Source organism: Methylobacterium sp. CM6257, from assembly GCF_054611515.1.
The window spans coordinates 757875-769845 of record NZ_CM137735.1 but is presented as its reverse complement, the minus strand read 5'-3'; the positions used below and the strand labels follow the sequence as shown (position 1 = coordinate 769845).

Below are 11971 nucleotides of genomic sequence, written 5' to 3'. Positions count from 1 at the left end.
TCGTAGCGGCGGCCGGGACTTCCCGGCCGCCAAGTTGAGAAGGAGAGCGTGATGGCTCCTGCACTGACGCGTCGTGGCATCCTGGCGGTCGGCGGTGTCACCCTGACGACGGCGAGCCTCGGCCTGCGGGCGGCCGCCGCCTCGGGGACGGCGACGCTTCCGTTTGGCAACGGCGAGCGGCCGCTGGTGGCCTATCCGGGCAAGCGGCCGCTGCTGCAGATGACCGCCCGCCCGCCGCAGCTGGAGACGCCGTTCTCGGTCTTCGACGAAGGCGCCCTCACCCCCAACGACGCCTTCTTCGTCCGCTACCACCTCGCCGACATCCCCACCCAGATCGACCCCGACACCTTCCGCCTCGCCGTCCAGGGCCAGGTCGAGCGCCCGCTCTCCCTGGCGCTCGCCGACCTCAAGGCCCTGCCCCAGACCGAGATCGTCGCCGTCAACCAGTGCTCGGGCAATTCCCGCGGCTTCTTCGAGCCGCGCATCGCCGGCGGCCAGCTCGCCAACGGCGCCATGGGCTGCGCCCGCTTCACCGGCGTGCCGCTCAAAAGCGTGCTCGACCGGGCCGGCGTGAAGGCCGGCGCCGTCCAGGTCGCCTTCGAGGGCCTCGACGGGCCGGTCCTGCCCGAGACCCCCGACTTCGCCAAGGCGCTGGCCCTCGACCACGCCCGCGACGGCCAGGTGATGCTCGCCCTGACCATGAACGGCGAGCCCCTGCCCTGGCTCAACGGCTTCCCGCTGCGCCTCGTCGTGCCCGGCTACTACGGCACCTACTGGGTCAAGCACCTCAACAGCATCACCGTCCTCGATCACCCCTTCGAGGGCTTCTGGATGAAGAGCGCCTACCGCATCCCCGACAACGCCTGCGCCTGCACCGAGCCCGGCAAGGCGCCCGACAAGACCGTGCCGATCGGCCGCTTCAACGTCCGCTCGTTCATCACCAACCTCGCCGACGGCGCGCAGGTGAAGGCCGGGCGCCTGCCCGTGCGCGGCATCGCCTTCGACGGCGGCTCGGGCATCAAGGCGGTGGAGGTCTCGGCCGATGACGGCCAGAGCTGGAGCCCGGCCCGGCTCGGCCAGGATCTCGGCCGGTTCGCCTTCCGGCCCTGGAGCGCGGAGCTCGAGCTGGCGCCGGGCGCGCACGCCCTGCGGGTGCGCGCCACCGGCAACGACGGCGGCACCCAGCCGATGGAGCCGCGCTGGAACCCGGCCGGGTACATGCGCAACGTCGTCGAGACCACCCGCGTGCAGGCGGCCTGAGGGAGATGGCCATGCTCAGGTCCACCGGACGGTCCGCCGCCCTCGCGCTCGTGGCCGCCGCCGCGCTCGTGGCCGCCCTGGCCGGGCCGGCCGCGCGGGCCGCGCCCGACACCTACGCGCTGCCCGAGCCGACGGCGCAGTTCAAGCCGCCGCCGGAGGCCGCCCAGGCGGCCGGCTTCCAGGCCGCGCAGGAGAACTGCCTGACCTGCCACTCGGCCGACTACGTCGCCATGCAGCCGCCGAAGAAGGGCCCGGCGTTCTGGGAGGCGGAGGTGACCAAGATGATCAAGGTCTACCGCGCGCCGATCGCGGCCGAGCAGGCCAAGGCCATCGCCGCCTATCTCGGCACGACCTACTGAGCGCCGCGACCGGGAAACAGGGGGCCATGCGATGACTGCCAGGACCGCCGGCCGCATCGAAGCGCAGGCTGAGGCCTCAGGCCGGGCCTGCGGTCCCGCCTGGGCCGGAGCGGCCGGCTCGCTGCTGCCGGGCCTGCTGCTCTGCGCGGCCCTCACCGCCGTGGCGCAGGCGCTGCAGGCGGGCGAGGAGCACCTGACTGGCCACCCTTACGTCGAGGCGCTGGTGCTCGCCATCCTGCTCGGCACGGCCCTGCGCACCGTGTGGGTGCCGGGCGCGCGCTTCAAGGCCGGGATCGCCTTCTCGGCCAAGCAGGTGCTGGAGGTGGCGGTCACGCTGCTCGGCGCCTCCGTGAGCCTGGGCGCCATCGTCGCCTCCGGCCCGGCGCTGCTGGCCGGCATCGTCGGGGCGGTGGCGCTCACGATCCTGGCGAGCTGCGCGATCTGCCGCGGCCTTGGGCTGCCGGTGCGCATGGCGCTGCTGATCGCCTGCGGCAACGCCATCTGCGGCAACTCGGCGATCGCCGCGGTGGCGCCGGTGATCGGGGCCGACGGCCGGGACGTGGCGGCGGCGATCGCGTTCACGGCCGTGCTGGGCGTGCTGATGGTGCTGGGCCTACCCTTGTTCGTGCCGCTGGCCGGCTTCAGCGAGCACCAGTACGGGGTTCTGGCGGGGCTGACCGTCTACGCGGTGCCGCAGGTGCTGGCCGCGACCGTTCCGGTGAGCGCGCTGGCCACGCAGGTCGGCACGCTGGTCAAGCTGGTGCGGGTGCTGATGCTCGGGCCGGTGGTGCTGGCGCTGTCGCTGATCGCCCCGCGCCTGCCGGCGGCGGGGGCGAGCGGCCAGGCTGGCCCGGGCCGGCTCGGGTTCTTCAAGCTGGTGCCGTGGTTCATCCTGGGCTTTCTGGCTCTGGCCACCCTGCGCTCGCTCGGGCTGATCCCGGACGCCGGGATCGCGCCGGTCTCCCGGCTTGCCGGCTTCCTCACGATCGTGTCGATGGCCGCGCTGGGCCTCGGCGTGGACGTGCGCGTGCTGGCCCGGGTCGGCGGCCGGGTGACCCTGGCGGTCACCGCCTCCCTCCTCGTGCTCCTCGCCATCGCCGTCCTCCTCATCCGAAGCCTCGGAATCGGCTGAGGTTCGGACACATGACCATCGCCCGTCTTCCGCTTGCGAGGAGCCGCCATCCGTCCAGGCCGTCGTGCTGGTCTGGAGCACAACGACGGTCGATTTCGGCTCCTTTCGCCTGAAGGCGGGCGAAATCCACGGCCGGCTTTCCCGCCGCACGCCCATTCCGGTTTCCAGCCGCGCTCGACCTCCGGAGAGTCTGCTTGCCGGCGGCTGGATCGGCTCCGCACGATCGAGCCGATTGGAGGCGGCCCACGGGCTCGCGGGCACCCGATCCGCTCCCATCTCGAACCAGGACCCCGTACATCAGCGCCGGGCCCAAGGGCGCCCGCCCGATTGACATGAGTTAGTGCGCGACGGGTCCACGGCGGATAGGCCGAGACGCGCACTGACCGCCGGAAGGCATCGTCGCCAGTCGCGTTCGCGCCACGGGCTGTTTGGGGCGAACTGATCCGGGCCCGCCGAAGCTGGCCACGAGAGCTCAATGGAAAGTTCCGGTACCTACGACGCGGCGCAGACCATGGCCGGCCGCTACAAGCTGCTCGTCGAGGCGATCACGGATTATGCGATCTACATGCTGGATCGCGACGGTCACGTGACGAGCTGGAACCCCGGTGCGCGGCGCTTCAAGGGTTATGAGGCCGATGAGATCATCGGCCGTCACTTCTCCGCCTTCTACACGGAGACCGAGCGCGCCGAGAACGTGCCCACCCAAGCGCTGGAGGAAGCGGCCCGGACGGGGAGGTTCGAGCGCGAGGGCTGGCGCGTGCGCAAGGACGGCACGCAGTTCTGGGCTCACGTGATCATCGACGCGATCCGCGCGCCGGATGGCGGGCTTGTCGGGTTCGCCAAGATCACGCGTGACCTGAGCGAGCGGAGGGCTGCCGAGGCCAAGCTGCGCGCGAGCGAGCAGCAGTTCCGCCTGCTCGTGCAAGGCGTAACCGACTACGCCATCTACATGCTGAACGCGCGTGGCGAGGTCGCGAGTTGGAATGCGGGCGCCCAGCGGATCAAGGGTTACACGCCCGATGAAATTATCGGGCGCCACTTCTCCAACTTCTACACGCAGGCTGATTGCGAAGCGGGCGTCCCACAGCACGGATTGCAGACCGCTGCACGCGAAGGCCGCTGGGAGAACGAGGGCCTGCGGGTCCGCAAGGATGGGACCACCTTCTGGGCCCATGTCGTCATCGACGCCATTCGCGACGAGGCCGGCCAGCTCATCGGATTTGCGAAGGTCACGCGCGACATCACCGAACGCCGGCAGGCGGAACTGGCGCTCCAGCAAGCGCAAGCGACGCTGCTGCGATCGCAGAAGCTCGAGGCCGTGGGTCAGCTCACCGGTGGGGTCGCGCACGACTTCAACAACTTGCTCCAGGTGATCAGCGGCAACCTGCAGCTGCTCAGCAAGGACGTCGCCGGAAATCCCCGCGCCGAGATGCGGGTCCAGAGTGCCCTGGCCGGCGTGGCGCGCGGCGCGAAGCTCGCGTCGCAACTGCTCGCCTTCGCCAGACGGCAGCCCCTGGAACCGAAGGTCGTCAGCATCGGTCGACTCGTCACAAGGATGGACTACATGCTGCGCCGGGCGCTCGGTGGAGAGATCGAGGTCGAGACCGTTGTGGCGGGTGGACTGTGGAACAGCCTGGTCGACCCCGACCAGATCGAGAACGCCATCCTGAACCTGGCGATCAACGCCCGGGACGCCATGGATGGTCAGGGACGCCTCACCATCGAGGCGAGCAACGCCTTCCTCGATGATGAGTACGCTCGGGCGCACGACGACGTCACACCCGGTCAGTACGTGCTGCTCGCCGTCACCGACACGGGCGCGGGCATCCCCCGCGAGGCGCTCGACCGGGTGTTCGAGCCCTTCTTCACGACCAAGCCCGAGGGAAAGGGCACGGGTCTCGGGCTCGCGATGGTCTACGGCCTGATGAAGCAGTCGGGCGGCCACGTTAAGCTCTACAGCGAGGTTGGCGCGGGCACGACCGTCAAGCTCTACCTCCCCCGCGCCCTGGAGAGCGAGGACGTTCTGGTCACGATGTCACCCGGCGAGGTGACCGGCGGAGACGAGACGATCCTGGTGGTCGAGGATGACGACGAGGTCCGTGAGGTCGCCGTCACGATGCTGGGCGAACTCGGCTACCGTGTGCTCAAGGCGCGGGATGCCGCGAGCGCGCTCGCCATCGTCGAGAGCGGCCTGCCCATCGACCTGATTTTCACGGACGTGATGATGCCGGGTGCGATGCGCAGCCCCGAGTTGGCCCGCAAGGCCAAGCAACGGCTCCCCCAGGTCGCGGTGCTCTTCACCTCGGGGTACACCCGCAACGCCATCGTGCATGGCGGGCGGCTCGATCCCGGCGTGGAGCTGCTAGGCAAGCCCTACACGCGCGAGGCGCTGGCGCGGAAGATCCGGCACGTCCTTGCCAATCAGGCGCAGCGCCAAGCCACCGCTCAGGTCGAGCGCAGGTTGCCCACGCGGGACGCGTTGAAGGGCGCAACCGTGTTGCTGGTCGAAGACGACGACCTGATCCGGCGCACGACGGCCGAGATGCTGCGGGAGGCCGGGTGCGAGCTGCGGGAGGCGAGAAGCGCGGAGGAGGCTGTCAAGCTGCTGGCGCTCGACGGAGTGGACGTCCTTCTGACGGATGTCGGGCTTCCGGGCCTCTCGGGTCTGGAACTGGCACAAGCCGCGCGGGCGCGCCGCCCGGACGTATGCGTGGTCCTGGCCTCGGGCGATAACGCGGTCTCGGCCGACGCCGCGTTCCTGCGCGCCTCGCTCGTCGTGAAGCCCTACACGGCCGACATCCTGAGGCAGACGATCGAGAAGGCACTGCACGCCCGCACGCCCGCTCTCCGCCCGTTTTAGCGGCGCGTGCCCGGAGAGGTCACACGGGCCTGCACGCGACATCTGGAACAGTATTCGATCAGCTCGGCCCATATGCATCGCAGCCGGCGGCTGCGAGATAGTTGCGGCACTCATCTGGAGTAAAGCGCTCCAAGGCACGTCGGATTGCGCTCCAGAGGTCCGTGACAGGGCGGGTTGCCTCGGCGCGCAGGAAGGCCTTGAGCTTGGCGAACGCCAGTCTGATCGGGTTGAAGTCGGGCGAGTAGGCCGGCCGATGAAGAAGCCGCGCGCCAGCGGCCTCGATGTGCTCGCGGATGCCGCTGAACTCATGGGCCGGTAGGTAGTCGACCACGACTGTGTAGCCGCGCATTAGAGCCGGTACCAAGGTCTTCCCGACATAGGCGCGGAAGCGAGTGCCCGTCACGGCCAGCCGAAGAGCGCGGTGGCCGTTAGGCCGCTGGCGCGCAGGCAGGCGGTGACGGTGGTGGTCTCCCTATGCCCGAACGGAACGACCACTCCGCAGCGCTCGCCGCGTGGAGCTCGCCCGTAGCAGCGAGCCTGATCCCGATCCCCAACGGCCAGGCTGGGCACCAACCTTGAGCGACGTCGGTGGCTCAAGTGAGGCAGAGCAGGTCTTAGAGAACTACGATCCGTGGCGCCTTCCACCTCGGAACGGGTCCCGAAGGTTCGGCAAGCTGCAGAGGCCTCGGGCAGATTCTTTCATGGACCTGCCTTGCTCCTAAAGCTCGTCAATGGCTTCGTTCTGCCAAAATCTCGGGACCGCCGATCGCTCGGCGCAAGACACAATCTTGGGCGTTCGATGTGCGCCTATTGTTGGTGGATTAGGCTATTCCTTACGGCTTCCGGCCGGCTGCGGCGTAAGATCAGGGCCGCGAGACCTATGGCTAAGACAATTGCAAAGCCGAGCCCGGCAGCAAATCCAATCCCGAGCCACGCTACAACCTTTTGTGCCGAAGTTGTCGCCACGACTGTCGCTCGATTAAGAAAGTCGTTTGCGCTCCGCTCAACAACAGTATGCGGGTGAGACAGAAACTTCGATGTCTCAACGAAGGGACCTTCTACGGCATCCTCAACGTCGGTTGCGGTTACGCCGATGCTCTCCGCAAACGAGCTGTCGAACGGCTTTTCGATGCTTAGGCTGCCGCCTTTATCGAGCGGCTTGTCGATGCCCAGGGAATGGGAGCTATTTCCGAAAGTTGCGTTGCAGTCATTAGAGCATTTTATTTCGTCCCTCTCTCCGCCCTTGATGCAGAAATTATACTGAGACTCGTTCTTGACATCAGAGCATGAATACGCTCCGCGTTGATTTCCGCCAGTGAACGTACAGCAGAATGACTTGACGTGGAGGCGAGTATCAACACAGGCTTTCCTGCATTCAGCGCGCTGCTGGCTAAAATCTTGAGCAGCCAGCGCTACAGAGTGAAGAGCGCCAAATAATATCAGGCACAATCCTACATTTACCCGGATCATCTTGGCACCCGTTCATTGCGAAATCTAAGTCAGGTGGCTGCCGACGCATTCGTCCTCAGCAGACAGATGCCCGATTAGGCAGCGGCTAGCTGCAAATAAGAGATCATTTCTAAGCAGAGACCATGCAGTCAACCAGCAGTTCATGGCGGACAGGCCCCTGACAACCAGCAGGCCGGCCGAATCGCAATCACGTCGGCGACGAAATTGCGCAAATCGGGTTTGGCGTTTGAGTCAGCCAGCGACACACCAGCAACCGTTCCAACTAGGATTGCCCATATTGCCGGATTTCTCATTTCCGCCTCCATATCGGAAAGGCTTATTCGCGTCTGGAACATTGAATTTATGAGAGGCAAAGACAATACGAATTAGATGAATCAGGATTACTAACGATGAGAACTGATGATTGAGGAGTTCGTACGCACAGTACTCCTGTGTCCTAGATCAGAATCCTTTTGGAGCTGACTGGATCGCGGATCAGATGGCACCGCTGACGAACGGCCGCGAGGTTGGCGTCCGCATTGTTGGACGCGTCGTGATCGCGACGCGCGGCAGCTAGGACAACATGAGTCCGGCGGGCATGGCCGAGGACGTCTGCTGCCCCGGTCTTGAGCCGGATCCGTCTGCGCCGGCCATCACGCCAGGAACCGGCCTCTGCGTCTTACCAGCGGCCATCGCCGAGATAACAGACCACGCGCCCGTGCGGCTGGCTGCAGCCTACACAGCCCTGATGCCGCCGGCCATGTTTGAGACGCGCTGTTGGGCGTCCAAATGGTCGCGGTCGGCCGAGCTCCGCGACGTGTGGCCCGCGACTGCCCACCTGATCCGGTAGCGCTGATGTGATTTATTGTGTCCTTCCTGACCTGAGGCTCCGGCGGTGCCGAAATCATAAGCTGCGACGCTGATCTCGATCTGAAATTTGTGACTCGAAATAACTTCAACTCCGACCGGCGGCGATTATCGTCGGACAGCCCCGAATTGATGAAGGGCGCTCTGCCGATCGTTCATCGATATTCAGCGAGACTCACCAGCGCTCAGAAATGACAGCCTGCTCCCGTGGCATCCTGAGAACGGATGCTTGCGCTACGCACGAGATTGAAAATGAGCATGGACCGCACGAACACGGTGGCAGACCGTGGCATTAGCGAAGATCGAGTTGACCAGCCCGCTCCCGGCTTCATAACGATCTGTGAGGGGGAAGAACTGGGTGCCTCGGACACGATGAGCATGCGGCGTGTACTCCTGGTCGAGGATGACGATGTCCTCCGCGCGAATTATCAGGCTCTCCTGAACGCGCACCGGCTCTCAGTGTACGCTTGCGCCACTAAGGTTGAGGCTATGGCGGCGTTCGCGGCTGAGACGTTCGACGTCGTGATCCTCGATGTCAGCCTCGGCCACGACTACGAGGCAGGCTTCGACCTCTGCCAAGCGTTTCGCGAGAAGCAGAAGATCACGCCTATCATTTTCCTCACCGAGCGCGACGAGGATGCAGACCGGATCAGCGGGCTGCGGCTCGGGGCGGACGACTACCTGAGTAAGACGATCTCCGGCAGCTACCTTGTCGCGCGCATCAACGCGCTGGTCCGGCGTATCGAAGCCATCACGCAGATTGAGACGAGCGAGTCCAAGCCTACGTCGCAGCTCGGCAACCAAAGCCTGCGGATCGATGAGCGTCTCTCGCGCGCGTTCTGGAAAGACAGGCCTCTCGACCTGTCGCTGACCCAGTTCTGGATCCTCAAGCTCGACTTTGGCCATTCATGCGGCGTGGCAGAGGGCATAGGCCCAGGGCGCGGGCAAACGGAAGCGGGGTTTTGTTCGGGCGCGTCGGCGCGGTGATGTTGCCAAAGTCCGCTCGCGCCAGATCGCGCAGCGCACGGCGGCCAGAGCATCGGCGAAGGTCGGGCGCGGTTTGGGGTACCACGCGGCGGCCGCGATCCGTCGCCGTTGGCGGGCCGGGAGCCGTGCGGCCAGCAGCGTGACGATCGAGAACAGGGCGAGCAGGCAGGGTGTGGTGCGGGCAATCGCCGTGTCGGACCACTGCCGCTGCGTCTCGACGCCGAGATGAGCGCGCACTTCCTGGAAGGTGACCTCGACGGTCCAGCGCCGCACGAACCACCCCACGATCTGCGTGGGCTCGCGCGTCGGATCAGTGCAGAGCAGGGCCTGGGGCGGGAAGCGTGCCTTGGGATCGCGGATGAGTACCCAGCGGATCGGCACGACCGGCAGACCGCCGTGCCGCCACACCGCGGTGTCCGAGGCGATCTCGATCGTGCGCTCGCCCGCCCCGTACCAGCCCGGCACCACGACCGCGTGCCAGCGCGTGTCCTTGGCCGCGAGGGTCGCGGCGAGCGTCGGCCGCCGAGCGCCTTTGGTCCGCGGGCGCCCGATCGTGCCGGGTGGCCGCGGCGGGGCGGGATCGTAGAGAGCAGCATCCAGCCGCAGGCGGGTGATTGCCGTGATGCGGGCGCGGCGCATCGCGTCGAGGAACAGCAAGGCCGAGAAGCCGCTGTCGCCCACCACCACGAGGTCGCGTGCGCGCAGCCAGCGGCGGGCCTGGAGGGCAAGTTGGCGTCCGACGTCGAGCAACGGCTTGTGCCGACGGCCCCGGTCGCGACAGGCGCGCTCTGATGGCACCAGCGCGGTCAGGAACGGCAGCGCCCAGACGCGCCCCGCCCAGGGGATCGGGGCGAGCAACATCAGGCTCATCCAGCGCAGCCCGCTCGCCTTGACGAAGTGGCTGTCGGAGGAGCGAACCGGATCACGGTAGATGCCCTTGGCGGCGATCCGCTTGCCGCGGCGGCGCTCAATCGTGTCGTCCAGTCCCAGGACCACGGGGCCGCGTTGCGCGAACGCGTCGACGAGGAACCCGAGCAAAATGCGGCTGCCGCTGCGCGGGCACCACGCCGCCCGGTTGAGGATGCGGTGGGCGTTCACGAACCGCCGCTCCTGCGCGCGGCCCATGATGCGCAGGACACTCGCCACCGTGCGGCGGCCCGGCGTCAGGATCGCGCCGATCAGCAGAAGCTGAGCATGGCGCCACGAGCGGTGGACGAACAGCGGCGCGAACGCCAGGATGATCCCGGCGAAGCGGGTGGGCAGGTCCAGCATGGCGGTGTCTCTTGGCGGGGACGCCACCAGCCTATCCGTCACACCCGCTTCGTCACCTCACATCCTCGACGACCCGTCCGATTGGCCAAAGTCGAGCTCAAGGACCTGTTCGAAAATGTTGGCGAGGTCCGCTCAATCACGCAGTTGATGCGGGCAGCCAACATCACGGTTCAGCCGAATACGATCGTGGTGCACATCAAAGCGATCCGTGAGGAGATCCAGAAGACCACCCCAGAGTTCGCCTGCATCAAGTCCGAACGCGCGCGCGGTTATCGCTGGGTCGATGAGCCCTGAGGCCGGGTGTCAGGTCGACAGCTTGATTAGGCTCTTCGCACAACGCCCATTGGAAGAGTATGCAAGGGTAGCTTGGTGATGCAGATATTACTCCGTCAGGCAGCCCGCAGCACATTGTGGACCCAAATCGCTCTCCCACCGCTGGGAGCTGAAGAGCGGCAAGGCTTTGCCGATTACTTTGCCGAGCAGACGATCCTGTCGCTGCTGATCGGCATGCCGGTCACGGCCTTCCTGCACCTGTTCATGATCACGCTTGGAGTCAATCTGTTCCCAGAGCAGAAGCTGACGATCATCGCCTACCACCTGCTCCTCGCTTTGGGCAGCACCTCCGTTTTTCTGCTTGCCCGCAACCGAGTGACGGCCGCTTACCTGCCGGCTGGCGGCGTTCTCGTATGGCTCCTCGCGGCAGTCTGTGTTGCGATTACGATCGTTGTGTTGGAGCAGGGCGTCTTTCTCTACATTGGCGCTGTCATCTTCACACTGCTGTACATCTGCGGGATCATACGGGCCACCTTCTTGCGAGCGCTCGGCTCTTGTGTAGCAGGGTTCCTGCTCGTCAACTTGGCGATGTACACAGCGGGAAAGCGCAACGGCCTTGAGTACCTGTACGCTAATTCGTTCATGGTCTACGCCGCCGTCATTGGCCTGACGCTGAGCTACACGATTGAACGGCTGGAGCGGAGCAAGTACCTGCTGCAAAGGCGATTGGAGCAGGAAAAGAAGAAGTCAGACGATTACACCGTGTGGCTGCGCCAGCTCGCGGTATTTCTGCGCCACGAGGTGCGGCAGCCGATCGCGCAGATCAACTCCAGCATTGAGCTCGTCGCCCTGAAGCGAACTGAGGATCCGAGCTCTGACATACACCTGCGTAACGCGATGAGCGCTGCGCAACAGGTCTGGCACCTGATCGAACGAGCGAGTCGCGCAACCGATGCCGAGGCTTTCGTACGGCGAGCCCAGCCGGAACGCATTGAACTTCACAGCTATCTGCAGGACCTGCTGCAGATTTTTAGCCAGACCTACTCGGGGGTTACCTTCTCCTTCAGTTCCTCACCGCATGTGCACGCCCGCGTCGATCCAGTCCTGTTCAAGGAGGCGGTCAGCAACCTACTGAGCAATGCCGCCTCGTTTGCGCATGATCAAACGGATGTCGTGGTTTCGCTGGAGGTTCACGAGAGTAAAGCAGAGATCAAGGTCTACAATCAGGGTCCAAGCATCGTGGGTGACGCCGAGGTGCTCTTCCAACCGTTCAAGACGAGCCGATCCGGCGCGGCCAGCGAGCACCACGGTCTCGGTTTGTACCTAGTCCGCCTCATAGCCCAGCAGCACGGTGGAACAGCAACAATCAAGAACGCTGCAGATGGTAGGGGTGTAGAGGCGTCCTTATACTTTCCCGCCGAAAACTGAGGGATGGCCGCCCTTAACCTGCTATCATCGAACGCAAATCCGGCCCCTCTTAATGTGCTCGAAGACGTTCGACCGGAACGTGGG

At 65.6% G+C, this 11971-nt stretch carries 9 protein-coding genes and 1 pseudogene; 7 read left to right on the top strand and 3 right to left on the bottom strand.

Annotated elements, in window-relative coordinates; translation table 11 throughout:
- Positions 1 to 51: 51 nt before the first annotated feature.
- The 4 genes from sorA to ACYCO6_RS03640 all read left to right on the top strand — a co-directional run bounded on the left by sorA (position 52) and on the right by ACYCO6_RS03640 (position 5611).
- Positions 52 to 1260, top strand: coding sequence for a SorA family sulfite dehydrogenase catalytic subunit (gene sorA, locus ACYCO6_RS03655; RefSeq protein WP_459769376.1), 1209 nt, complete (start codon positions 52 to 54; stop codon positions 1258 to 1260).
- Between the two features lie 11 nt (positions 1261 to 1271).
- Complete coding sequence (sorB, locus tag ACYCO6_RS03650) at positions 1272 to 1619, top strand: SorB family sulfite dehydrogenase c-type cytochrome subunit (protein WP_459769374.1); 348 nt, start codon at positions 1272 to 1274, stop codon at positions 1617 to 1619.
- 31 nt (positions 1620 to 1650) lie between these two features.
- Entirely contained in the window at positions 1651 to 2751 is a 1101-nt protein-coding gene (locus ACYCO6_RS03645) for a YeiH family protein (RefSeq protein ID WP_459769372.1), read from the top strand.
- Between the two features lie 475 nt (positions 2752 to 3226).
- Entirely contained in the window at positions 3227 to 5611 is a 2385-nt protein-coding gene (locus tag ACYCO6_RS03640) for a hybrid sensor histidine kinase/response regulator (RefSeq protein WP_459769370.1), read from the top strand.
- Positions 5612 to 5669: 58 nt separating this feature from the next.
- On the opposite strand, the pseudogene ACYCO6_RS03635 reads toward ACYCO6_RS03640, so the two are convergent.
- Both ACYCO6_RS03635 and ACYCO6_RS03630 read right to left on the bottom strand, forming a co-directional pair.
- A pseudogene (locus ACYCO6_RS03635) lies at positions 5670 to 6148 on the bottom strand (transposase); the annotation flags it as partial.
- Positions 6149 to 6418: 270 nt separating this feature from the next.
- A complete protein-coding gene (locus ACYCO6_RS03630) occupies positions 6419 to 7081 on the bottom strand; it encodes a hypothetical protein (RefSeq protein ID WP_459769369.1) in 663 nt (220 codons plus the stop codon).
- A gap of 1098 nt (positions 7082 to 8179) precedes the next feature.
- Here ACYCO6_RS03630 and ACYCO6_RS03625 point away from each other — a divergent pair.
- Positions 8180 to 8914: a response regulator gene (locus ACYCO6_RS03625; protein WP_459769368.1), complete on the top strand. Its 735-nt coding sequence runs from the start codon at positions 8180 to 8182 to the stop codon at positions 8912 to 8914.
- On the opposite strand, the gene ACYCO6_RS03620 is transcribed toward ACYCO6_RS03625, so the two are convergent.
- Complete coding sequence (locus ACYCO6_RS03620) at positions 8834 to 10186, bottom strand: IS701 family transposase (RefSeq protein ID WP_459763495.1); 1353 nt, start codon at positions 10184 to 10186, stop codon at positions 8834 to 8836. The genes ACYCO6_RS03625 and ACYCO6_RS03620 overlap by 81 nt on opposite strands.
- 81 nt (positions 10187 to 10267) lie before the next feature.
- On the opposite strand from ACYCO6_RS03620, the gene ACYCO6_RS03615 reads away from it, so the two are divergent.
- Both ACYCO6_RS03615 and ACYCO6_RS03610 read left to right on the top strand, forming a co-directional pair.
- On the top strand, positions 10268 to 10480 hold the full coding sequence (locus ACYCO6_RS03615; RefSeq protein WP_459769367.1) for a winged helix-turn-helix domain-containing protein: 213 nt from the start codon (positions 10268 to 10270) through the stop codon (positions 10478 to 10480).
- Positions 10481 to 10558: 78 nt separating this feature from the next.
- On the top strand, positions 10559 to 11887 hold the full coding sequence (locus tag ACYCO6_RS03610) for a sensor histidine kinase (protein WP_459773420.1): 1329 nt from the start codon (positions 10559 to 10561) through the stop codon (positions 11885 to 11887).
- Positions 11888 to 11971 lie beyond the last annotated feature (84 nt).